The sequence below is a fragment of the Telmatobacter bradus genome, from assembly GCF_048629425.1.
Classification (GTDB): domain Bacteria; phylum Acidobacteriota; class Terriglobia; order Terriglobales; family Acidobacteriaceae; genus Telmatobacter; species Telmatobacter bradus.
On the sequence record NZ_CP184532.1, the window covers coordinates 139164 to 162132 of the forward strand.

The following is a 22969-nucleotide window of genomic DNA, read 5'->3' on the forward strand; positions in this document are numbered from 1 at the left end:
GCGCAGAAAGAACAAAAAAATGGCGCGGATCGAAATACATACTTGTCATCTGCCCTTGTTTGGTTGCAAGCTATAGCTACAAAGTTTCCCCGTGCAGAGATGGAATGTATTTCGAGCAGGGTGGAAGCGGGATCTGGACAGCGGCGAGCCGCTGGAGGCAAATCGGATGGAAGAAGTATTCGGTATGTACGCCATGAGTGACGGTGAGCCGACGGGCGAGCCGCAGGATCTGAATCTGGTCGAAGACTTTGCCGACGACGACGCGGTGGAAATCGCAGGAATTCTGACGGACTCGGACGATGATGAATTGATCGAAGATGCCGAGATCGTGATGGTCGTTGAGCCGGAGATCGTACCGGTAAAAAAGAAGAAATCTTCGGGCAAGAAAGTAGCCAAGAGGGTTCCGGCCAAAAAGGCCGTAGCCAAGAAGGCAGCCGCGAAGAAGGTTGTGGCCAAAAAGGCCGCGAAGAAGTCCGCCCCCAAGAAGAGCAGCACTGGCGCGAAGGGCGGAAAGGCAGTGGCCAAGAAGGCCACCGCGAAGACAGGCGCCAGCAAAATCACCAAAAGAGGTACTAAGTTGGCAGTTAAGAAGGCAGCAAAGAAGGCGCCCGCCAAGAAGGCAGCAGTGAAGAAGGCTCCTGCAAAGAAGGCGGTTGCGAAGAAGGCAGTGGCCAAGAAGGCTCCTGTGAAGAAGGCCGTCGTCAAGAAGGCAGTTGCCAAGAAGGCAGTTGCCAAGAAGGCTGTAGCCAAGAAGGCTGTTGCCAAGAAGGCTGTAGCCAAGAAGGTAGTTGCCAAGAAGGCTCCCGCCAAGAAGGCTCCTGCGAAGAAGGCAGTCGCCAAGAAGGCTGTTGCGAAAAAGGCTCCTGCCAAGAAGTAGTAAGGCAACGAACCAACCCAGGCAAGCAAAAGAGCCCGGCATTGCGCCGGGCTTTTTTGCGTCTGTTTTCTGGTTCTTCTTCGGGCTTTGGTCGAGAGCCGTGCTACTGCAAAGAGGCCAGAGTGGTGAGCACATCGCTGGACGCCGTGGCCGGACTTACCTTCGTCCATGCGTGTGCGATTTTGCCCTGCGGGTCAATCAGGAAGGTGTTGCGCTGGGCGATGGTCATGCCCAAGAACGAGCCCAGTGAGCCGTAGGCCTGAGTGACGCTGTGGCTGGTGTCGGCCAGCAGACGAAAGCTCAGGCTTTCTTTGGTGCAGAACTTCTGGTGGCTTTCCGGTGAATCCACGCTCACGCCCAGAACCACGGCGTTGCGTGCTTCAAAGAGCTTGAGGTCGCGCTGGAAGTTGTGCGCTTCGATGGTGCAGCCCGAGGTCATGTCCTTGGGGTAGAAGTAGAGCACGACCCACTTGCCGTGAAAGTCAGCGAGTGAAATCTGTTTGCCGTCCTGCGAAGGCAGGCTGAAGGTGGGCGCAAGTTGCCCCGGCGCAGGCAGAGTGGGTGTGGTTTGTGCGTGCAGTGCAACCGCTGAAAGCAGGATGCAGGCGGCAACGATGCGGGAGAAAAACTTCATGAAAACCTCCGGGGAGTCACTCGTACAGTCATTCGATGCGCGAGCTGGAGGAACGGTGGACTATTCTCCGCGGGGGACGGCGACGATGGCAATGCCAGCTTCACTCGCGCGGGTCAGAATCGCCTCGCGGTCGAAGAGCAGGGTGCGACCGGCCTCGACGGAAAGGCAACTGGCTCCGGCGTGGATCATGGAATCGAGGGTGCGCATGCCGATAACCGGAACATCGAAGCGCATATCCTGATTGGGCTTGGCTACCTTGACGACGGTCAGCGCCCGGTCGAGCGTGCTGGAGTCGCCTTCGAGCGAGCCCATGAGCTGGCCAGCGCGGTCGATGGTGGCGTCGGTGCCTTCCATGGCCTCTACGGCGACGCAGGCCTGGGCGGCCACAACGACGGTCTGGCCGATGTCGAAGCCCGCGACGGCCTTGGCCACGCCCATGCCATAGGAGACGTTACGCAGCTCGTCCTCGGTGGGCTGGCGCGCGCTTAAAACGCCTTCCTGTGCCAGCAGCGGCTCAAGATAAGCTGTAGAACTGATCAATTCAATGCCTTCATCGCCGAGCACTTTGGCGACCGCGCCCAGCAGCATGTCGGTGGAGCGGGTGCGCAGGCTCATCAGCAGTTTGGCCAGCTTCCAGTCGGGCCGGATGGAAGAAAAAATCTGCTTGTGCTTGACCTGCCCGGCCATCACGGCTTTGGTGACGCCTTCCCTGTGAAAGGTGTCGATCAGCTTCGAGAGTTCGCCAAGCGAGAGCCAGTGCACGACAATCTGCGGGTCAGCGGCGGCGCGCGCTTCAATCTCAAGGTCGGTTTCTTCCTTGATGGCGGCTACCACCACAGAAATGCCTTCGGCGCGTGCGGCGTCAAGCAGCAGAAAAGGAAAACGGCCGTTGCCAGCGATCAGGCCCAGCTTGTGGTTTGAATGATGTGTCAAGAAAATCCTCTTAGCGAAGAACCCATTCGCCGGTCTGGCGAATCTCGCGGTACATGGCGTCGGGTGCCAGGTCGATCTCGCCCGGCCAGCAAACGGCACCGCTCTCGATGTGAGCCTGACGGAAAACTTCAGGGTCTTTGAGTGTGGAGAAGATGCCAGTCAGATGCGTGGATTCAAAGCGAACGGTGCCCTCGGTGCCATCGGCAAAGCGGACGGCAAGCGCAAGGGGCAGTATCGGTTCGATGGAAACAACATTCCAGTGCATGATCAGTGGCGCTATGGCTTGCGGAGCCAATTTGCTTCGGCACAGTTCCCAATCGGTCATTAGCTCGCCCTGATGCAACTGTGCCGCAGGCCAGATTCAATGCGCGGGCGGGCAGTGTGCCTTCCAGCACGGTCAGGGAATCGATTGCGATTGCGGCTTCATGCTCTCCGTAGATGGCATGAAAGTGTGGAGGGGAATGGTCGTTGAAGTACATGCGAATCAGAATTCCGAAGAAGATGCTGATCGTTGGCATTGATCATCCTCCGCTGTCCAAAAGCATAGCGCGAAGTAGGTTGGGTGGGCAGTTGAAAAAGCCCCTGGGGCTTCAGTTGTTGAAAACAACCCCAGGGGCAGAATCAGGCAACGGAAACGTTACTTGATCACGCCGCGTTGGCTGCTCTCGATGAACTCGGCCAGAAGGGCGGTGTCGTCGCCTTCCAGTTCCTTGATCTTTTCGATGGCCTGCGTGGTGTTCATCTTGCTGGCAACCAGGTAGCGGAAGGCCTTCTGCAGGGTGGTTAGACGTTCCGCAGAGAAGCCGCGCCGGCTGAGGCCAACCTTATTGATGCCGAAGGCCTTGTTTTCGCGTCGTGCCGAGGTCAGGCTGAAGGGCAGCACGTCCTGCGTGACGATGGTGCCGCCGCCGATGAAGGCGTACTTGCCGACGGTGCAGCCCTGATGCACAGGGCAGAACGCACCTACGGTCGAGAAGTCCTGAACGTGGACGTGGCCAGCCAGCGTGGCGTTGTTAGCCATAATGACGCCATCGCCCACGTGGCAGTCGTGGCCGATGTGGGCGCAGGTCATCAGCAGGCAACCGGAGCCGAGGGTGGTAAGGCCGCCGCCGCCCACGGTGCCGCGGCTGATGGTAACCGACTCTCGGATGGTATTGCCATCGCCAATGACCGTCTGGGTTGGCTCGCCCTTGTACTTCAGATCCTGCGGCGGAACACCGATGGAGCAGAAGGGGTAGAGCGTGTTGCGCGCGCCCAGACGCGTGTGACCGTCAATGACCACATGCGAGATCAGTTTGCAGCCTTCGCCAAGTACGACGTCCGGCCCGATGGTGCAGAAGGGACCGATCTCGCAGGATTCGGGAACAACGGCTCCTGGGGCGATGATCGAACTGGGATGAATGCTCACTGGGCAGGCTCCGCAGGAGCTGCAGCAGATTCGGCCGGCTTCTTGGGCACGATCTGGCAGGTCAGCGTGGCCTGGCAGGCCAGCTTGCCATCGACGTAGGCGCTGGCTTCCATGCGGCCCACGCGGGGACGGAAGTTGAGTACCTTGACCTCGATGCGGATCTGGTCGCCGGGCACGATCTGGCGGCGGAACTTGGCCTTCTCAATGCCGGTAAAGACGGCCAGCTTTGAATCGCGGTCTTCGAACTCGCTCATCATCAGCACGGCGCCGGCCTGAGCCATGGCTTCAATCACCAGTACGCCGGGCATGATGGGCACGCCAGGAAAATGCCCCTGAAAGAAGGGCTCGTTGATGGTGACGTTCTTGATGGCAACCAACCGCTCTTTGGGGTCGAATTCGACCACACGGTCGATGAGCAGAAAAGGGTAACGATGCGGCAGGAGATTCATAATCTCCTGAATGTTGAAGATCATTCTCGCACTCCAGGGCGCGGCCCGGTGGGCGTGCGCGCTCGTTCTATTATAAATTGCGCGAAGCTGAGCGTGAGGTTTCAGCTTCCAGCCTCTAGCTTCCATCCTCTAGCACCTAGAACCTCCGTTCAAACTCCCGGAAGCGCCGTTCCAGCTCCCATTCGGCGGCGGCTTTTTGGCTTTGGTCGAGCAGAGCCTTGCAATTGCTCGACGGCTTGCCGCTGCCGGGTTGGTCGGCCTTGCAGGCGGCGGTGAGTGTGGTGAAGACGTCGGGGCTGGCCCACAGGTCCGTGCCGGGCAGAAAGTCGTGCGCCATGCCGGTGCGGGCCAGCTGCTTCAGCTCGTTGTAGCTCAGTTTGTAGTCGAGCGCGGCGCGCACGTACTCATGGGTAATGTCGATGCGGCTGACGCCCTCGTCGTCGGTGGAGAGCGCGACCGGCACATGGGCGGCGCGATAGAGCGGGAACGGGTGCGCCGCGCCCTGGACGCCGAGAATGCCTTCGTTCGAGCTCAGGTTGACTTCCACCATTACGTGCCGGTCGGCCATTTCCTTGAGGAGCTGGCTGGCGTTGTCTTCGTGCATCACGTCCACGCCATGGCCAATGCGCTGGGCGTGGCCCAGTTCGACGGCCTCACGGATGTGGAAGCGCATGCCCTCGGGTGGCACCAGGTCGCCGGCCAGCTCTCCAGCATGCAGGGTGATGGGAACCTGTGGGTAGACCGAGTGCAGGTAGTCGAGCATGCGCATCTGCAGGGTGTAGTCGCGCATGGAAAGATAGCCGTCTTCGGGCATGACAAAGTTGATGCCGACGAAGGTGTCGTCGTGGGCGGCCATGGCGGCGGCGATGGTTTCAAAGCCGAGCAGCGTCTGGGCAAAAACCTGCTGGGGCGGATTGCCGCGCAGAATCTGATAAATGAAACGCACCTGCACCTGACAGGCGGGCGCGGCCTGCGGACTTGCGCAGTGCTCCAGCTGGCGGCGGCCGGCTTCGGCGGAGCGCATTTCTTCGCGTCCGGTGGCAATGTCTTCGCGCAGGCCGCTGGCCAGCATCTGTTCACGGAGGTTGGCAAAGTCAGGCTCCCCGGCAGGCCAGCCAAGCATTTGGGCGGCTGCAATGGCGTGGCTGAAGGGCGGTGTTTGCATCAGCTCAAGATATTGCTGGTTCTGGGCGGCGGAGCGGCTGGCCACTTCGTCGACCCATTCGGCGGCATGGCCTTTTTTCAGCCCGGAAACCCGACCAAACGTGGCAAAAAACTGGTCGTGGCCGCTCCAACTGGCGCTGGACACAAAGCTGCGCATGGAGAGGGCGTCAACGAGCTTGTCGTAGAGCACCTGCGCAGAGGCGCTCAGGTTGCCGCTCAGCTCAGTGGCAGGCACCTGCTTGCCTGTGCAGGGAGCTTTGACGATGGCCAATGCATCGGGATCAATGCAGGCACCGTCTTCGGCAGCTTCGCGGAGGAAGGTTTCGGCGTAGACCGCGCCGCTCAGGTGGACGTGCAGGTCAGCGCCCTTGGGAAAGCCGACGAGGAAGGCGCGCAGAGCTTCGGGGCCTTGTGCGGCGTCCTTCTGGTAGGCGTGATCGGCGCGGAGCTCGGCAGAGTGCTGGGGCGCGGGATTCTGGGCGGCAGCGGTGACTGCAAGGCCAAGGCAGAGAAGCAGTGGGGTGGCGTGTTTCATGATTGTTCCCCAGTGTAGAGCAGCCGGCATGCGGGGGAAATGACTTTACAAAGAAGTTTTCCACTGCCCGAAGCGGTCAGGTTTGGCGTTCTGCCGCTTGCTTGCTATACTAAGAAAGTTGTTGCAGGACGTTGCTCGAGGAAGTCTCCTACCCGCCCGGGTTACACGGGGAACCAGAGAGAAGATGCAGCAAAATTTGCACTGAGGCCAGATAGCTCAGTGGTAGAGCGCGGCCCTGAAAAGGCCGGCGTCGGCGGTTCAATCCCGTCTCTGGCCACCACTCATTTTTCTTTCCTGCAAAAACATTTTTTCTTTGAGGCAATTGCCGCGCTCGCGGATTTGCGCAGAGGTGCAGTGGTCTGGTCCGCGGCCCTGAAAAGGCCTGCTGTCGGCGGATCAATCCCGTCTTTGGCCACCACTTCTTTTTCTTCCTTTTTAAATTCTTCTTCCCCAAGGCAAGCTCCGCGCTCGCGGAGTTGCGCGTGTTTTTCCAGCTTCCAAAAGCGGGAACGGGGGGCACCCCCATCCGGCAGGGTTGCGATAGATCTTCACTCGTTTAGCCACAGGAGAACGTAACCTCGATCAGGTTACCTGGGCGGTTTTTGACTGCGACCAAACTTACGCCGCCTTCATCCAATCTGTGTATTCTTGGCATAGGAGTTTATCGAGAGACTTGCAAAGGCTGCTTCCTAAACGGCTCCGCTTTACCGGCTTTGGCTGGAAGGCGGTGTTGTGCCTGGCGCTGATTGCGCTGTTGGCCTTTGCGCAGGTCGCTCACGTCCACATTACCGAGACCGATCTGGATCATTGTCCGCTCTGCGTTGTACTGCAGACGGCGGCTCCGGTGGCCTTTGCCGTGATGTTGATCGTGCTGGTCGAAGTTGGCCGTCGCACGCCGCGCTATGAGCGCATCGCTGTAGTTTCGCGTTGTCGTTCGCGCCAATTTATACGTCCCCCGCCAGAAAACCGCTAAGCGTCCTCAGAACCGTAAAAATTCCTGCGTCCTTGTGACGCGCGTATGGGCCTGTATCTTGTGCGGTCCTGTCTGGACGTTTCCTCATGCATCGAGGCGCGACGGCATGCTTTGCCGTTGTTGGTGAATTGTATTGATCAGGGTTTCAAGGAGCACTTCATGCCGACCATTTACGGCAAAATCTTTCGTCTTTTTTCCCTTTTTGTAGTTGTTGGTGTTGCACTTCAGGTCCATGCCGCGCAGGGCGGAAACGCCGGTTCGGTGCGTGGTTCAGTCACTGATCCCAGTGGGGCGGTGATTCCCGGTGCCAGCGTACACCTCAGCAGCAGCATCAGTGGTCTTTCCCGCACGGCTACCAGCGGCGCCGACGGCCAGTTCGAGATTGCCAACATTCCGTTTGCCACCTATCGCCTGAATGTATCGGCGGCCGGTTTTGCCGCGACCTCACAGAGCGTGGATCTGCGTTCGGTGGTGGGCAGCACGGTGAAGGTGATTCTGCAGATTGCCTCCTCCAGCACCACGGTTACGGTGGAGTCGTCCGGCGATCTGGTGGAGAACGATCCCACTTTTCATACCGACGTGGACCGCGACCTGTTTTTGAAGGTGCCGCTGGAAAGCCAGTCCTCTTCGCTCAGTGCGCTGGTTACGCAGACTACACCGGGCGTTGCGGCGGATTCCAATGGGCTGTTCCATGGTCTGGGCGATCATGCTTCCAACTCGTTCTCGGTCGATGGCCAGTCCATTACCGATCAGCAGAGCAAGGTTTTCAGCAATCAGATTCCCTCGGACTCGATTCAGTCGCTGCAGGTGATCAGCGGTGCTCCGCCGGCGGAGTACGGCGGCAAAACCAGTCTGGTGATTGTGGCCACTACGCGTTCGGGGCAGGGAATCAACGTACCCACCGGCTCCATCGGCACTTCGTACGGCTCATTCGGTTCCACCAGCGGCAACTTCGATATTTCCTATGGTGGCAAGGACTGGGGCAACTTCTTTGAGGCTGACGCGCTGAACACCGGCCGCTTCCTCGATCCGCCGGAGTTCAAGGTCTTCCACGCCAAGGGCAATGAGCAGAACTTCTTTGACCGCATTGACCGCACGCTGACGCAGGTTGACTCGATGCATCTGGACCTGAACTTCAGCCGTTCCTGGTTCCAGACGCCAAACGCCTACGACAATCTGAACGTGCAGAATGTGGTGAGCGGCGGCACGACGGCCGATCCAGTCTATGCGAATGTGGGCAATACCGATCAGCACTCCGAGATCAAGACCTTTAACGTTTCGCCGACGTACACGCGCATCGTCAACGACAGCTCGGTGCTGAATGTGGGCGCGTTTGTGCGCCGCGATGAGTATCACTACTACCCCAGCGGCAATCCGCTAGCCGACCTTGGCCCGACCAATCTGCAGACCTCGTCGATCAAGCAGTCCCGCACCCTGACCAACGCCGCCGTGCATGCTGACATCAGCTATGCGCACGGTATTCATAGCGTCAAGGCAGGCGTGCAGTACGGCCAGACTTTCCTGCGGGAAAACGACTGGCTGGGCGTGGTGGATGCCGAACTGAACGCGCCCTGTGTGGATGCGAGCGGTGCTTCGGTGGCCGGATTGTCGTCCACGGCGCAGTGCGCCACCTATGGCTACAGCGTGAACAGCGCCTATCTGACGGTGCTTGCACCTTACGATCTGACGCGCGGCGGCAGCGACTACTACTTCCACGGTCAGACCGACGTGAAAGAGCTGGCGCTCTATGCCGAGGATCAGATCAAGGCTGGTAACTGGCTCTTCAATCTTGGCCTGCGTGAAGACATCTATAACGGACTGACCAAGGCCAACCAGCTTGAGCCGCGCGTGGGCATTGCCTACAACGTCAAGCCCTCGGCCACGGTGCTGCGCGCCAGCTATGCGCGCACGCTGGAAACCCCGTTCAATGAGAATCTGGTGCTGTCGAGCAATGGTTGCGCCGACGCGGTGCTTTCGCCGCTGCTCAGCTGCAGTTCGGGTGTTTCCAGCACCATGGCTCCCGGCTATCGCAACGAGTTCCATGCCGGATTCCAGCAGGGCATTCACGGCTGGGCGGTGGTCAGCGGCGAGTACATTTGGAAGTACACCCACAACGCCTTTGATTTCAGCGTGCTCGGCAATACGCCTATTACCTTCCCCATTGACTGGCACAACGCGAAGATCCCCGGATGGGCGATGAACGTGAGTGTGCCGGAACGGCACAACTTCAGCGCTTATGTGGTCATGTCTTCGGTGGCCGCCCGCTTCTTCAATCCTCAGGTGGCTGGCGCGGGCGCTACGGTCGCTACATCGAACTCGGCCTTCCGCATCGACCACGATGAAAAGTACAACCAGGACACCCACCTGCAGTATCAGTTTGGCCGTCGTGGTCCGTGGGTGGGCTGGAACTGGCGTTACGATTCGGGCATGGTGTCCGGTTCCGTGCCTTATGCCACCAGCAGCAATGGTACGGTGGACCTGAGCGGCTTGACCTATGACCAGCAGGCGCAGGCCGGGTTGACCTGCGGCGGTGTGGAGGCTACGCGCACCAAGGGCTTCAGCTCCTGCGCGGCCTCGCAGTATGGTTCCACGCTGGTTTCGATTCCCGCGCCGGGTACCGAGAATGACGACAAGAATCCGCCGCGCATTGCGCCGCGCAACCTCTTCGACGCCTCACTCGGCAAGCAGAACATCTTCCGCGCCAACCGCTACAAGGTGGATTTGACGCTGACCGCCATCAATCTGACCAACAAGTACGCGCCTTACAACTTCCTGTCGACCTTCAGCGGCACGCACTATGTAACGCCGCGTGACCTGTCAGCCAAGGTTTCGCTGAACTTTTAGTCGCTGGGAGCGCAAAACCTAAAAAGGGTCTTCCTCCGGGAAGGCCCTTTTTTGCAGGCTCCGGCTGTTACACTGGCGGGCAGGGAGGTCGTCGTCAGGACCTATGGTAGAGCTGCTTCCGTCAATTCTTTCTGCTGATTTTGCCCGTCTGGCCGAGGATGTGGCCGCGGCCGAGCGTGGCGGCGGCACGGTGATTCACGTCGATGTGATGGACGGACACTTTGTGCCCAACATTACGCTGGGTCCGCCGGTGGTCAAAAGCCTGCGCAAGGCGACCAAACTGCCGCTCGACTGCCATCTGATGATTACGGACCCCAACGATTATGTGACGGCCTTTGCCGATGCCGGAGCCGATTGGCTGAGCGTGCATGTGGAGGCTTGCCCTCACCTGCACCGGACGCTGGAGCTGATTGCCAGCCACGGCATGAAGCCGGGCGTGGTGCTGAACCCCCATACACCGGTCGATTCGCTCCGCCTCATTTTGCCCATGGTTCACCATGTGCTGGTGATGAGCGTGAATCCAGGCTTTGGCGGGCAGAAGTTTATTCCCTTTTCTTTGGACAAGATCCGTCGGCTCCGTGAGCTGCGTCAGGAACTTGGCTTGAGCTATAAAATCGAGGTGGACGGCGGAGTGGCTCACGATACGGTGGCTTCCATCGTCCAAGCAGGAGCAGAGCTGCTGGTGGCTGGCAATGCGGTTTTCGGCGGCGGCAAGGCCGAAGAGAACGCCCGGTCGCTGCTTCAGGCAGCCCGTACCGCAGCCGGCGAGTGATTTTTCCTGTTTTGGTGGGCCTCCGCGGCCAATCAAAAATACGGGATAGGGTCCGGCAAGGTAGAATTTTACCGATGAGCAAGTTAGGGGCGGGAGTGTGTTTATCGGCTCCCCGACCCGCATGAGGTGGTATGAACCGGTTGTCAAAAAAGATCGCAGCGGTGGCGCTGGCAGTTCTCGTACTGGGCTCGGTCTCTGGCCAGGCTCGCTCGCGGGAGCGGCTGAAGCATAAGCATAAGAAAAATGAGGATTTGAGCGCCAATCCCCTGGGGAACGTGCAGTCCAAGCAGCCGGATAAGGAGCTCTACGACAAGGCTATGATCGCCTTGAAGAAGGGCCGCTTTGACGTGGCCCGGCTCGATCTGCAGACGCTGCTGAACACCTACCCGGACTCCGAGTACCGCATGCGCGCCAAGCTCAGCGTGGGCGACAGCTGGTTCAAGGAAGGCGGCACGGCGGCGCTGACCCAGGCCGAGGCCGAGTATCAGGATTTCATCACCTTCTTCCCCGACGCGCCCGAAGCGGCCGAGGCCAAGATGAAGGTGGCCGACATCTATTACGAGCAGATGGAGAAGCCGGATCGCGATTTCAACAACGCCCAGAACGCCGAAAAGCACTACCGGGAGATGATCAATATGTTCCCGGATTCGGCCCTGATTCCGCGCGCCAAGCAGAAGCTGCGCGATGTGCAGGAGGTTCTGGCCGAGCGTGAAGCGCAGATCGGTCTTTACTACAACAGCCGCGACAACTATAACGCGGCCATCGCCCGCCTGCAGACCGTGGCTGACGCCTATCCGCTCTATTCCAGGAGCGATGAGGTGCTGCTGGGCATTGGCGACGCCTACTCCGGCATGGCCCGCAATGTGCAGATTGCCCCGAACATTCCGGCCAAGCTGAAGGAACGGCTGACCGCGATGTATCAGGAACGCGCAGCCGCAGCCTATACCAAGGTGATTACCCGTTACCCGATGGCAGCGCACGTGGAAGACGCACGCGACCGTCTGGTGGCCATGAACCGCCCGGTTCCTGAGCCTACGCAAGAGGCCATTGCCGAAAGCGAAGCCGAGGAGCAGAGCCGTCAGCCGCTGCACTTTACCGAAAAGACGCTGGGCCTGATCAAGCATGGTCCGACGGTGGTGGAAGCGGTGCACGTGGGCGAGCCCACACTGACCGATCCCAAGCGTGTTCTGGCCTCTGACGTGGCCAAGGACAACATGGAGATCTTCCAGCAGGCGATCAATGCCGAGCATCCGGCGGCGGCGGCTGCCAAGCCGACCGGCGTGAACGAGCCTCCGCGCAGCGATGCTCCTTCACAGGCTCCGCTGCAGATGGCTGCCCCCGAGGGTGGTTCGGGCGTGGGCGTTTCGATCGTGAGCGCGCCGAACTCCGACCCCAATGCGGTGGTCAAGCCGGTGGGCGACAAGACGACGGCTCTGCCCGCCGCCGACAAGCCGACCGAAGCTCCGGATCAGGTGAACGAGATCACCAAGCCGCAGCAGAGCTCCGCCACGGCCGACAACGGCAAAAAGAAGAAGGAGCCCAAGGTGGACCAGAGCGACGAGTCCTCCAGCAAGCACAAGAAAAAGAAGGGTCTGAGCAAGATCAACCCGTTCTAGCCTTCTTTTGCGCAGAAATACAAAAGGCCGCTTCCTTTGGGGAGCGGCCTTTTGTATTTCTGCTGGAATATTCATCTGACGTCGCAGTGCCGGGCCACGGAGTCACGGTAAGTTGTTTTCCAGATACCAGCCACGCGAAGCAGTTAGCCGCACCGCAGGTGCCCATCTGGTAAAGTGAAGGGTGGTCCCATTACTGGGAAATGCTGCATTTTGTGTGCATTTTTTGCCAGAATCCCAGGAGCCCTCCAAAAAATTATGTCCCACGAACTGCCGAAGACCTACGATCCGACTGCCATTGAAGACCATTGGGCCGAGTATTGGGTGCGCGAGAATCTTTTCGCCGTTTCCAGTGCCGCAAGCCACGTTGATGTCGCTGCCGGAAGCGAATCGCCCGCGAGCGCAGCGAGCAATTGCCTGGACGGCGCCTCCTTTACGATTTTGCTGCCGCCGCCGAATGTGACCGGCCGCCTGCATATGGGCCACATGCTCAATCAGGCGGAGATGGACATTCTGACCCGCTGGCGCAGAATGAGCGGACGCAAGGCGTTGTGGGTTCCCGGAACCGACCATGCCGGTATTGCCACGCAGATGATGGTGGAGCGCCAGTTGGCCACCGAGGGCAAAAAGCGTCAGGATCTGGGTCGCGAAAAGTTTGTGGAGCGCGTCTGGGAGTGGCGGGCCGAGTACGGCGGCGCGATTCTCGGGCAGATGAAGCGTCTGGGCGCGTCGGTGGACTGGAGCCGCGAGTACTTCACCATGGACGAGCGTCTATCGGTGTCGGTGCGCGAGGCCTTCGTCAAGCTCTATGAGCAGGGCCTGATTTATCGCGGCGCTTACATCGTGAACTGGTGCCCGCGCTGCCAGACGGCCATCAGCGACTTGGAGTGTGTCCACGAGGAGCAGAAGGGCCATCTGTGGGAGATCAAGTACCCGGTCATCGACGCTGCGGGTGTTTCCACGGGAGAATTCCTGACCGTGGCAACGACGCGGCCTGAGACGATGCTGGGCGACGTGGCTGTGGCCATTCATCCCGAGGACGAGCGTTACCTGCACCTGCACGGCAAAAAGCTGCGCCTGCCGCTGGTGGGCCGCGAGATTCCCATCGTTCTGGACGAGTGGGTGAGCCGCGACTTCGGTACCGGTGCGGTGAAGGTGACTCCGGCGCACGATCCCAACGATTTTGCGCTGGGCGAGCGGCATCATCTGCCTTCGATCAACATCATGGACGACCGCGGCCACATCAATGAAGATGGCGGGCCGTATGCGGGTCTTGATCGTTACGAAGCGCGCAAGAAGATCGTGGCCGATCTGGACGAGCAGCATCTGCTGGCCGGCATCAAGGACCACACCAACAACGTAGGCCACTGCGACCGTTGCAAGACGGTGGTGGAACCGCGTCTGTCCACGCAGTGGTTCATCAAGATTCAGCCGCTGGCCGACAAGGCCAAGCAGGCCGTGCGCGAAGGCCACATCAAGTTCACGCCGGAGATGTACGAGAAGACCTACTTTGAGTGGATGGACAACATCCATGACTGGTGCATCAGTCGTCAGCTCTGGTGGGGTCATCGGATTCCGGCCTGGCACTGTGCCGATTGCCACAAGATCACCGTGGCCAAGGTGGATGCGGCAGCCTGCTCGCATTGCGGTTCGACCAAGATCACGCAGGAGACCGACGTGCTGGATACATGGTTCAGCTCGGGTCTGCTGCCGGTTTCGGTCTTTGGTTGGCCGAACATCACGGCGGAAAACCGCGCCGACTTCGACGCCTTCTATCCCACCAGCCTGCTGGTGACCGGCTTTGACATTCTCTTCTTCTGGGTTGCGCGCATGATCATGCTCGGCTGCTGGTTTGCCGAGGATGTTCCCATGCCCGACGGATCGAAGCGCTTGCTCAAGGATGCGGTTCCGTTCAAGGAAGTCTATATTCATGCCCTGGTGCGCGACGCCAACCGCGAGAAGATGTCGAAGACCAAGGGCAACGTGATTGACCCCATCGAGATTGTGAAGCAGTACGGTACCGACGCGGTGCGCTTCACGCTGGCTTCGATGGCCTCGCCCGGCACAGACATTGCGTTTAACGTGGCTCGTACCGAGGGCTATCGCGCCTTTGCCAACAAGATCTGGAATGCTGCGCGCTTCCTGTTCATGAACGTGGACCGGGCCGCCGAGATTGGCATTACGGTCGATCTTTCGACGCTAGGCAAGATGCCTCAGGTCGAGGAAAAAGCTCCGCTTGAAGCCCGCTGGATTGTGGCTGAGCTGGAAGCTGCCGCCGCAACCGTCAATAAGGAACTGGAAAACTACCGCTACGACAATGCGGCCAACGCGATCTATCAGTTTGTGTGGGGCGGCTTCTGCGACTGGTATTTGGAGGTCGTGAAGCTGCGGCTGGACTTTGATGCCAGCCAGCGAGACGGCGAGTCGGCTAGTCAGCGCGATGAGCGCATGGCCGGCACACGCGCTGCGCTTACCACGCTGGTACAGGTCTTTGAGGCCGCGCTGCGTCTGCTCTCGCCCTTTATGCCCTTCCTGAGTGAAGAGCTGTGGAAGGCTGTCTACGACGGCAAGACGCCGGCCAAGTCGATTGCGCTGGCGGCCTATCCGCAGGCGACGGGCGCGGCAGACAAGGCGGCGCTCGCAGAGATGGCCACGCTGCAGAGCCTAATCGTGGAGATTCGTGCCCTGCGCAAGGAGATTGGCGTGGAAGAAAAGGTGGCTGTTCCCGTCGAAATTCGCGCCTCCGATCCGCTCCATGCCATGATTCAGCGGAATGCGGCGATTGTGGAGAAGATGGCGCGGGTGTGCGAGATCCGTCCGGTGGCGGAGATTTCTGCGGGACTTTCGAATCACTCCACGGCAGAGTTTGACGTGGCGGCGATCTACGAAAAGAAGGTGGACGTAGCAGCCGAAACCGAGCGCCTGACCCGCGACATTGCCAAGTACGAAAAGGGCCTGCAGGCTGCTGAGCGTCAGCTGGGGAATGAAAAATTCCTCGCAAAGGCTCCGGCAGAGGTGGTGGAAGGCCTAAAGAAGCAGGAGGCCGAAACGCGCCTGCTGCTGACCAAGGCCAAGGAAGCGCTAGCAGCGTTGTCGAAGAGCTAGGCCATGTTTTAGCCGTCCATAGTTGTGGTTTCCCGGGTCCCCAAAAGCGAGGGACCCGGGAAACCCGGTTTATTGCTGGTGTTCACTTACGACGGACTACATCCTCTGATCTCTGTTCTCTGTCCCCTGTACTCGGTACCCTGATCTCTCTTATGAATTGCCATACGCCACAGATTGATTCGCTTCTTCGCGAGGCTCTGATCGAAGATCAGGCCACGCACGACGTGACCACGCAACTGACCGTGGACGCAAACTTGCGCGGCACGGCGCGGATTCTTGCCCGGCAGGAGATGGTTGTCTGTGGCCTGGGCGTGATCGAGCGTTTTTTTGAGCACTTTGCCGAACTCGGCGAGAGTGAAGCGGCGCGGGCCTGCTACAAGGTGGAGATTCAGCCGGGCATTGTCGACGGTGTGCGCGTGCAGGATGGGCAGGTACTGGCGGTCATTCATCATCGCGCGGCCACCTTGCTGAGCTGCGAACGCGTGATCCTGAACCTGATGCAGCACCTGAGCGGCATTGCTACCGAGGTGCGCCGCTACGTGGATGCGATCGACGGAACAGGTGCGCGGCTGCTCGACACCCGCAAGACGATTCCCGGCCTGCGCGTGCTGGAAAAGTACGCCGTGGCCTGCGGTGGCGGAACGAATCACCGGCTTGATCTGGCCAGCGGCATTCTGATCAAGAACAACCACATTGCGCTGGGCGGCGGTGTGCGTGCGGCCGTGGAACATGCGCTGGCTGGCCGCGCGCCGGGCCTGCGTGTGCAGGTGGAAGTGCGTACGCCGGAGGAGTTGGAAGACGCTCTGCTCGCAGGAGCCGAGGCGGTTCTGCTAGACAATATGACGCCGGAGCAGGTGCGTCGTTCGGTAGAGCGGATTCACGCGGCTACGGAGGGCAAGGCGCCCGTTTCGACCGAGGCTTCAGGCGGCATTACGCTGGCCAGCATCCGCAGCTACGCCGAGGCAGGCGCGGACTTCATCAGCGTAGGCGCGCTGACGCACTCGGTTCCTGCGGCAGATATTTCCATGCGCATTGAGCTGGAGAATTAGCCCCGTGTTTGACCTTGCTCAGGCGGAAGCTCTGCTGGCGGGAACTCCGTATACGGGGCTCCTGCACTTCCAGCCCGAGACCGGATCGACCAACAGCGACGCCATGGAAGCGGCACGCCTGGGTGCTGCGCATGGCGCGACGTTTGTGGCCGATGCGCAGATTGCTGGCCGGGGACGCGGCGATCATCGCTGGCACTCGACGGCGGGCGAAGGTCTGTATGTGAGCGTGGTGCTGCGGCCGCAGATTGCAGAAAAACACTGGATGCTTCTGCCGTTCTGTGCGGGGCTGGCGGTGATTGCGGCGGCAGGCGAGGCTGCGGGCTTGCAGGCCGACTTGCGCTGGCCAAACGATGTGTTGCTGGCCGGGCGCAAGGTCTGCGGGATTCTGGTGGAGTCGGGCCGGGACGAGCGCGGTGAGCGGTTTGCCGTGGCGGGCATTGGCATCAACGTGCATCAGCGGATGTTTGCGCCGGATTTGGCCACTCCAGCGACGTCGCTGGATCTGGCGGCGGGCCGTACCGTTGAGCGCGAGCTGTTGTTTGTCTGCCTGCTAAAATTTTTGCAGCAGGAGGTGGATTGCCTGGCCCGTGAAACGGCCGCGCCCACGCTGCTTGCCCGCATTGAACGTTCTTCCACATGGGTGCGCAATCGCCGCGTGGAAGTGCATGGCCCCCAGGCGTGTTCTGGTGTGACCGCAGGACTGGATGAGCACGGATTCCTGCTGGTGGACACGGGGGCTGGTCGAGTTACCGTGCAGACTGGCGGCGTGCGTGCCGCAGAAGTGGATTGAAAGACAATGTTGCTCGCAATCGACGTTGGCAATACGAATACGGTTCTGGGACTTTACAATCTGGACGGCGACAAGCCGGAGCTGGCGGCGAACTGGCGTGTGACCACGCATCGCACCCAGACGGTGGACGAATACGGCGTCTTTTTTGTGAAGCTCTTTGAGATGAAGGGCCTTGCGCCAAGCCAGGTGACGCACATCATCATCGCGTCGGTGGTGCCGCCGATGGATAGCACGCTGCGCCAGGTCTGCGAGGAGTACTTCCACATGGAGCCGATGTTTGTGGAGCCGGGCATCAAGACGGGCATGCCGGTGCTGGTCGATAATCCCACTGAACTGGGCGCGGACCGTTTGTGCGATTGCATTGCGGCGTATGAGCTCTACGGTGGACCGTGCATTGTGGTGGACTTTGGCACCGCAACCAAGTTTGAAGTGATTTCGGCCAAGGGCGAGTACCTGGGCGGTGCGATTGCGCCGGGCCTGGGGCTGAGCGCCGAGGCGCTGTTTGGCCGCGCAGCCAAGCTGAGCCGCGTGGACATCAAGCGCCCCGCCAAGGTGATTGGCACGAACACGGTGGGCCACCTGCAGAGTGGTCTCTACTTTGGCTACATCGGACTGGTGGACGGCATTCTGGACCGCATTCTGGAAGAGTTTGGCGAGAAGCCGCGCATCATTGCAACCGGCGGACTGGCCCGCATGATTGCTGCCGATTCACGCTACATTCAGGAGATCAACGAGATGCTCACACTGGAGGGATTGCGCATACTGTTTGAGCGCAATCGTCAGCCACGGCAGCGCAATCGCGCCCACTAGATTCTGCAAAGATTCCTGTGTTGTTTTCTTGCGGGCTTCATCCTCCCTTGAGGGATGAAGCCCGTTTTCACTTTTTTGTTTTACGGATAGGTGGCTTTCCCCAGTGCGGAATTACTTCAACTACTTCACGGAGATCGAAGAGCGCTTTCAGCAGCGGCGGGGCGGCATTCTGCTGCTCTCCACGCTGGATTGGGCGCTGATTGAAAGCTGGCGCGAGGCGGGCATTCCCCTGGATGCGGCGCTGCGCGGCATAGATAACGCCTTCGACAAATACGAGGCGCGGCAGCAGCGTGGACGCGTGCGCAGAATCAACGGGCTGGCGTGGTGTGCGCAGGCCGTGATGGAAGCCTCCGAAGAGTTGCAGGAGGCGGCGGCGGGAACTGCTGCTCCAGCCACGGGCGAAGGCGAATCTGGCTTTGAAAATGAGCGCATTGCCGCGCATCTTGAGTCGTGTGCTGCCGTGTTGGAAGCTGCCAAGATCGCGCCGGAAGCCTGCGCTGTACTGGCCGTGCGGTTGCGGGAACTGAGCGCGGATGCGCATGCGGCGGCCAAGCTCGATACAGAAGTTCTGGAGCGTTCGCTTACCGTCTTCGAAGAGAAATTGTTTGCGGCGTTGACCGCAGCTGCGCCGGAAGAATTACTGGTAAAGCTGAAGGAGCAGGCGGTGCACGAACTTGCTCCGTACCGCAGCCGCATGGGCGCGGTGCAGATGCGGCAGGTGGAGCTGCAGTTCACGCAGAAGCAGTTGCTGGTGGAATACAATCTTCCGCGACTGAGTTTGTTCTACATGAGCCACAGTTGAGCTGTGCTCTTTCAAAACCATTCCACAAGATTTGGACGAGAAGAAAAAATGAAGCGCGAAGAACCATCCAGAGCGGCAGAGTCAATGCTGGTGCAGATCGAAAAGCCTGTGTACGGCGGAGCGTTTTTGGCGCGCGTCGAGGGCAAGGCTGTTTTTGTGCCGCTCACGTTGCCCGGTGAGCAGGCGCGTGTGCGCATTGTGGAGGACCGTCGCGGCTACGCGATGGCCGAGGCCGAGGCGATTGTGTCGGCCGCGCCCGAGCGCACGGAACCAGCCTGCCCGCACTTTGCTGCCTGTGGCGGATGCGCCTACCAGCATGCGCCCTACGCGCAGCAGCTCAACTTCAAAGAAAAAATTCTGCGTGAGACGCTGGAGCGTGCCGGAGTGCAGCCGCCGGAGCAGATCGATGTGCTCTCCGCTGAGCCGTGGGGCTATCGCAACCGCATTCGTCTGGCCTTTGATGTGACGGGCAACGTAGGCTATCGCGGCCGGCGTTCGCATGCGGTGATTCCGCTGACGGAGTGTCCGATTGCCGCGCCCCTGCTGGTGAAGGCTGCGCTGATTGCGGCGGAGCTGCTGCGTACGGAAACACCCTCCCTGAAGCCGAGCGAGATTGCGCTATTCCTGCGTGGCGACGAGGCGGCGCTGTTGGTGGGCCTGACTGTACGTAATGGCTCAAAGAAGATCTTTGAAAAATTTGCCCAGGCGCTCAAGGAGCGTGTGCCGGAGCTGGCGGGAGCCGAGCTGCTGGTGGAAGAGATTGCGCGGGGTCGCCGTCCTGCCGGACCGCCGCGCACCATGATGAGTTGGGGCTGGCCTTCGATTCTCTACTCCGCCGGTGGATTCGATTACCGCGTGGATCAGGGCGCGTTTTTTCAGGTGAATCGCTTTCTGGTGGACGCGCTGCTGGAGCGTGTGACGGCTGGGCACAAGGGCCGCGTGGCGTGGGATCTGTTTGCGGGCGTGGGATTGTTTGCGCGGCGGTTGACGGAAAACTTCGCCCAGGTAGTGGCGGTGGAATCCGCGCCGCTCTCGACGGCGGCACTGAAGGAAAATCTGCAAGGAACCGGTGGCCGCGCGGTGGCTGCTTCGACGCTCGAATTTCTGCGCCGTCCCGAAGGTCGGCAAACGCCCGACCTGATCGTGGTGGACCCGCCGCGCATGGGGCTGGGCGCTGAGGTTGTCGAGTGCCTGGCGGCCGTGGCTGCGCCCGCCGTGGCCTATGTATCGTGCGATCCGGCCACGTTGGCACGTGACCTGAAGGCGCTGCTGGCTGCGGGCTACACCATCCAGTCGGTGGCCGTCGCGGATCTGTTTCCGCAAACCTTTCATCTGGAAACTGTGGTTCAGTTGCGCAAGGCCTGATAGGCTGGATCGCCAGGGAAGTTTTTCGCACTTCCGTGGCGATGCAGACTGTACCTTCAGCGACGAGCAGACCCACGACGAGCAGTCTGGGCGCGCCGCTCTTTCATGCCGCGTGTCTGTTTGCGCTGGGCATTGCGCTTACGCATGCGGTGAACCTGCCGCCGACGGTATTGCTGGTGGGTGCCATCGCCGTGGCCGTGCTCTGTGCCGTAGCAGCGCTGTGCGCTCAGCGTGTGGCCGCTCTGCCGGTGGCATTGTTGTGGGTTCTGCTGGGCGCATGGAGCGCTCAGATGGAGCCCCAGCCAGCACCTTCCCCCTCCATCCATGCGTTGAGTGACGGCCTGCTGCGTCAGGTGGAAGGCACAGTTGTGGCTGCCGCGCCCATGCGTACGGAAGCCGAACTGCACGTGAATGAGGATCGTGGCGAAGCCGCGCCGGAACCCGCAGCGCAACGCTTTCCTGGCCAGCGCATCGATGTGGAAGTGGCCAGCATCGAGGTGGTTGACGATCTGCGCGATCAGCAGGAGGCTGCCAGCGGACGCCTGCGGTTGGTGGTGCGCTGGCCCGACGCGGCCCAGGTTGCCCCCTTCCATTGTGGCGACCGCCTGCGGGCTTCCGTGCAGTTGCTGCCCACTGTTGACTATCGCGATCCCGGCGCATGGAGTCGCAGTGCCTACCTGCTCGATCAGGGAGTTACAACCACCGCCACGGTGAAGAGCGCATTTGTGGAGCGCCTGCCCGGCGGTGCAACAGCCAGCTGGAGCTGCCGCCTGCGTACTTTGCAGAGCGCGTCGGCTGAGCGCCTGATGATGCTGCCGCAGGCTATGCGCGGGCTGCCTGCGTGGATGCGCATTACGCCGGACGATGCGGTGATGCTCTCTGCCATGGTGGCAGGCGACCGCACCTATCTGACGCACTCCTTGCGCGTGGGCTTTGAGCGCACAGGCTCTTTTCACATGCTGGTCGTCGCCGGTTTTCATCTGGCCATTGTGTCGGGCTGCATCTTCTGGATGGCGCGCAAACTGCGCCTGCCGCGCGTTTCCACTACGCTGCTGACGGTGGGCGTCTCTTTCTGCTATGCGCTGTTTAGCGGCTTTGCCCTGCCTGTGCAGCGGGCCTTTTGGATGGTGACGCTCTATCTGCTGGGGCGCATGATCTATCGCGAACGCAGCGCCCTGAACGCGCTGGGATTTGCCGCGCTTTGTCTGCTCGTCTTCAGTCCGCGGGCGCTTTTTGACGCCAGTCTGCAAATGACGTTGCTGGCGGTGCTGGCCATTGCCGGAATGGCCGCGCCGCTGCTCAGCACCACACTCCATCCTTACGTGCGTGCCATCAGCAAGCTGGAGGTGGTGGCCATCGACAGCCAGATTGAGCCGCGCATGGCGCAGTTTCGTGTGTTGCTGCGCATGCTGGCACAATGCATCAGCAGTCTGGCGGGCAAGTGGATCGGCAGGAAGTGCATGCCGTGGATGGTGCGCGCTGCACTGCACGGGGGCGAGTATCTGCTGGCAACCTGCTGCGTGGAGTTCGCGTTGGCGCTTCCCATGGCCATCTACTTTCATCGCATCACGCTCTTTGCGTTGCCGCTGAATCTGATTGTGCTGCCGGTGTTGGTGGTGTTGCTGCCGCTGGCCTTGCTGACTCTTTTGCTCTTGGCGCTGTGGCCACCGGCAGCGGTGCTTCCCGGTGCGGCAGCGGGAGTGGTGCTGCACGGCAGCGTGTGGCTGGTGCGCTGGTTTGGCGCGCTGCGCTGGGGCGATCTGCGTACGGCAACGCCGGTCGTGTGGCAGCAGATCTTCTTTTACGCTCTGTTGGGCGCGGCGGTGGCGGCGGCGCTTGGCAATGTGCGCTGGCAGAGTCGCCGTCTGCGCTGGGCAAGCCTGTGCGCTCTTCTGCTGGCGGTGTTCTTTGTCGTGCTGCCGCGCCCCGTTGAGCACCCCCCGCATGCGCTCTTGATGGAGACTATCGACGTGGGGCAGGGTGATGCGCTGTTGCTCATTACGCCCAGTGGAAAAACGCTTCTGGTGGACGCGGGCGGCTTTGGTGGCGGTCCGCGTCAGGCCGCGCAGGATTTCGACATTGGTGAAGAGGTGGTTGCTCCGGCGCTGTGGGCACGCGGCATCCGGCATCTGGATGCGGTGGCGCTCAGCCATGCGCACTCCGACCACATGGGCGGCATGCCTGCGATTCTGCGCGACTTTCATCCGGATGAGCTGTGGGTGGGCAAGAATCCGCCCGCGCCGGCCTATGTGGCCTTGTTAAATGATGCGGCGCAACTGGGCGTGCGGGTGCGCGCGTTCCATGCGGGGCAGAGCTTCGAATTTGGAGGCGAAGCGGTGCGGGTGCTGGCTCCCATGCCGGAGTACACGCCGGGCGATGAGCCTGCCAACAATGATTCTCTGGTGCTGCGCGTGGCGGAAGGGAAGACTGCGGTGCTGCTGGAGGGCGATGCGGAAGCGCCGGTGGAAGAGGCCATGAGCAAGGAAGATGCGATTGGCAGCATGCTGCTGAAGGTGGGTCATCATGGCAGCAAAACTTCCACCTCGCCACAGTTTCTAAAGCAGGTGCACCCTGCCTGGGCGGTCATCTCCTGCGGCTTGCACAATCACTACGGCCATCCCAGCGCACAGACGCTTGATCGCCTGCAGGAGGCGCATGTACACACCCTGCGCACCGACCTGCTGGGGGCAGTCTGTTTTGCGCTGGATGGAAAACAGGTGACGCCCGAGGTGGGCTGTGGCTTGCGGTAAAACAGGCGGGGAGGGAGCGGGGGCATTTATGCCTCCGAAACGACGAGGGTCGAAGAGCGCGCCTTCAGGCACGGGTATTTTCCGTAACCTTTTCCC

Annotated in this window: 18 protein-coding genes, 1 tRNA gene and 1 pseudogene; 13 read left to right on the forward strand and 7 right to left on the reverse strand. The window is 60.7% G+C overall.

Features of this window, described 5'->3' with window-relative positions; translation table 11 throughout:
- The first annotated feature begins 166 nt into the window (after positions 1–166).
- Positions 167–877, forward strand: a complete 711-nt coding sequence (locus ACOBR2_RS00600; protein WP_420238144.1) for a histone H1-like repetitive region-containing protein — start codon at positions 167–169, stop codon at positions 875–877.
- Between the two features lie 103 nt (positions 878–980).
- On the opposite strand, the gene ACOBR2_RS00605 is transcribed toward ACOBR2_RS00600, so the two are convergent.
- The 7 genes and pseudogenes from ACOBR2_RS00605 to ACOBR2_RS00635 form a co-directional block, all read right to left on the reverse strand.
- Complete coding sequence (locus ACOBR2_RS00605) at positions 981–1511, reverse strand: peroxiredoxin (RefSeq protein ID WP_420238145.1); 531 nt, start codon at positions 1509–1511, stop codon at positions 981–983.
- Positions 1512–1571: 60 nt separating this feature from the next.
- The gene (locus tag ACOBR2_RS00610) at positions 1572–2444 is read right to left on the reverse strand and encodes an LpxI family protein (RefSeq protein ID WP_420238146.1); all 873 of its coding nucleotides are present in this window, start codon (positions 2442–2444) and stop codon (positions 1572–1574) included.
- Positions 2445–2454: 10 nt separating this feature from the next.
- Positions 2455–2769, reverse strand: coding sequence for a DUF2442 domain-containing protein (locus ACOBR2_RS00615; protein ID WP_420238147.1), 315 nt, complete (start codon positions 2767–2769; stop codon positions 2455–2457).
- Positions 2770–2809: 40 nt separating this feature from the next.
- Positions 2810–2962 (reverse strand): annotated as a pseudogene (locus ACOBR2_RS00620) (DUF4160 domain-containing protein); the annotation flags it as partial.
- Between the two features lie 119 nt (positions 2963–3081).
- Positions 3082–3852 carry an acyl-ACP--UDP-N-acetylglucosamine O-acyltransferase gene (gene lpxA, locus ACOBR2_RS00625; protein ID WP_420238148.1) on the reverse strand — a complete coding sequence of 257 codons (771 nt, stop codon included), beginning with the start codon at positions 3850–3852 and terminating at the stop codon, positions 3082–3084.
- Positions 3849–4325 carry a 3-hydroxyacyl-ACP dehydratase FabZ gene (fabZ, locus tag ACOBR2_RS00630; protein ID WP_420238149.1) on the reverse strand — a complete coding sequence of 159 codons (477 nt, stop codon included), beginning with the start codon at positions 4323–4325 and terminating at the stop codon, positions 3849–3851. The genes lpxA and fabZ overlap by 4 nt, the downstream gene beginning before the upstream one ends.
- A gap of 112 nt (positions 4326–4437) precedes the next feature.
- Positions 4438–6000, reverse strand: a complete 1563-nt coding sequence (locus ACOBR2_RS00635; protein WP_420238150.1) for an adenosine deaminase family protein — start codon at positions 5998–6000, stop codon at positions 4438–4440.
- Between the two features lie 205 nt (positions 6001–6205).
- Here ACOBR2_RS00635 and ACOBR2_RS00640 point away from each other — a divergent pair.
- The 12 genes from ACOBR2_RS00640 (at position 6206) to ACOBR2_RS00695 (ending at position 22873) form a co-directional block, all read left to right on the forward strand.
- Positions 6206–6280 (forward strand) — tRNA-Phe (locus ACOBR2_RS00640).
- Between the two features lie 393 nt (positions 6281–6673).
- Entirely contained in the window at positions 6674–6973 is a 300-nt protein-coding gene (locus tag ACOBR2_RS00645; RefSeq protein ID WP_420238151.1) for a hypothetical protein, read from the forward strand.
- A gap of 159 nt (positions 6974–7132) precedes the next feature.
- Positions 7133–9817: a carboxypeptidase regulatory-like domain-containing protein gene (locus tag ACOBR2_RS00650; RefSeq protein WP_420238152.1), complete on the forward strand. Its 2685-nt coding sequence runs from the start codon at positions 7133–7135 to the stop codon at positions 9815–9817.
- A 103-nt stretch (positions 9818–9920) separates the two neighbouring features.
- Entirely contained in the window at positions 9921–10589 is a 669-nt protein-coding gene (gene rpe / locus ACOBR2_RS00655; RefSeq protein WP_420238153.1) for a ribulose-phosphate 3-epimerase, read from the forward strand.
- A gap of 131 nt (positions 10590–10720) precedes the next feature.
- On the forward strand, positions 10721–12205 hold the full coding sequence (gene bamD / locus ACOBR2_RS00660; protein ID WP_420238154.1) for an outer membrane protein assembly factor BamD: 1485 nt from the start codon (positions 10721–10723) through the stop codon (positions 12203–12205).
- Positions 12206–12460: 255 nt separating this feature from the next.
- Entirely contained in the window at positions 12461–15307 is a 2847-nt protein-coding gene (locus ACOBR2_RS00665) for a valine--tRNA ligase (RefSeq protein ID WP_420238155.1), read from the forward strand.
- Between the two features lie 152 nt (positions 15308–15459).
- Positions 15460–16356 carry a carboxylating nicotinate-nucleotide diphosphorylase gene (gene nadC, locus ACOBR2_RS00670; protein ID WP_420238156.1) on the forward strand — a complete coding sequence of 299 codons (897 nt, stop codon included), beginning with the start codon at positions 15460–15462 and terminating at the stop codon, positions 16354–16356.
- 4 nt (positions 16357–16360) lie between these two features.
- A complete protein-coding gene (locus ACOBR2_RS00675; protein WP_420238157.1) occupies positions 16361–17146 on the forward strand; it encodes a biotin--[acetyl-CoA-carboxylase] ligase in 786 nt (261 codons plus the stop codon).
- Positions 17147–17152: 6 nt separating this feature from the next.
- On the forward strand, positions 17153–17956 hold the full coding sequence (locus tag ACOBR2_RS00680) for a type III pantothenate kinase (protein ID WP_420238158.1): 804 nt from the start codon (positions 17153–17155) through the stop codon (positions 17954–17956).
- Between the two features lie 103 nt (positions 17957–18059).
- Entirely contained in the window at positions 18060–18758 is a 699-nt protein-coding gene (locus ACOBR2_RS00685; RefSeq protein ID WP_420238159.1) for a hypothetical protein, read from the forward strand.
- Between the two features lie 48 nt (positions 18759–18806).
- On the forward strand, positions 18807–20123 hold the full coding sequence (gene rlmD / locus ACOBR2_RS00690; protein WP_420238160.1) for a 23S rRNA (uracil(1939)-C(5))-methyltransferase RlmD: 1317 nt from the start codon (positions 18807–18809) through the stop codon (positions 20121–20123).
- Between the two features lie 41 nt (positions 20124–20164).
- The gene (locus tag ACOBR2_RS00695) at positions 20165–22873 is read left to right on the forward strand and encodes a ComEC/Rec2 family competence protein (protein ID WP_420238161.1); all 2709 of its coding nucleotides are present in this window, start codon (positions 20165–20167) and stop codon (positions 22871–22873) included.
- Positions 22874–22969 lie beyond the last annotated feature (96 nt).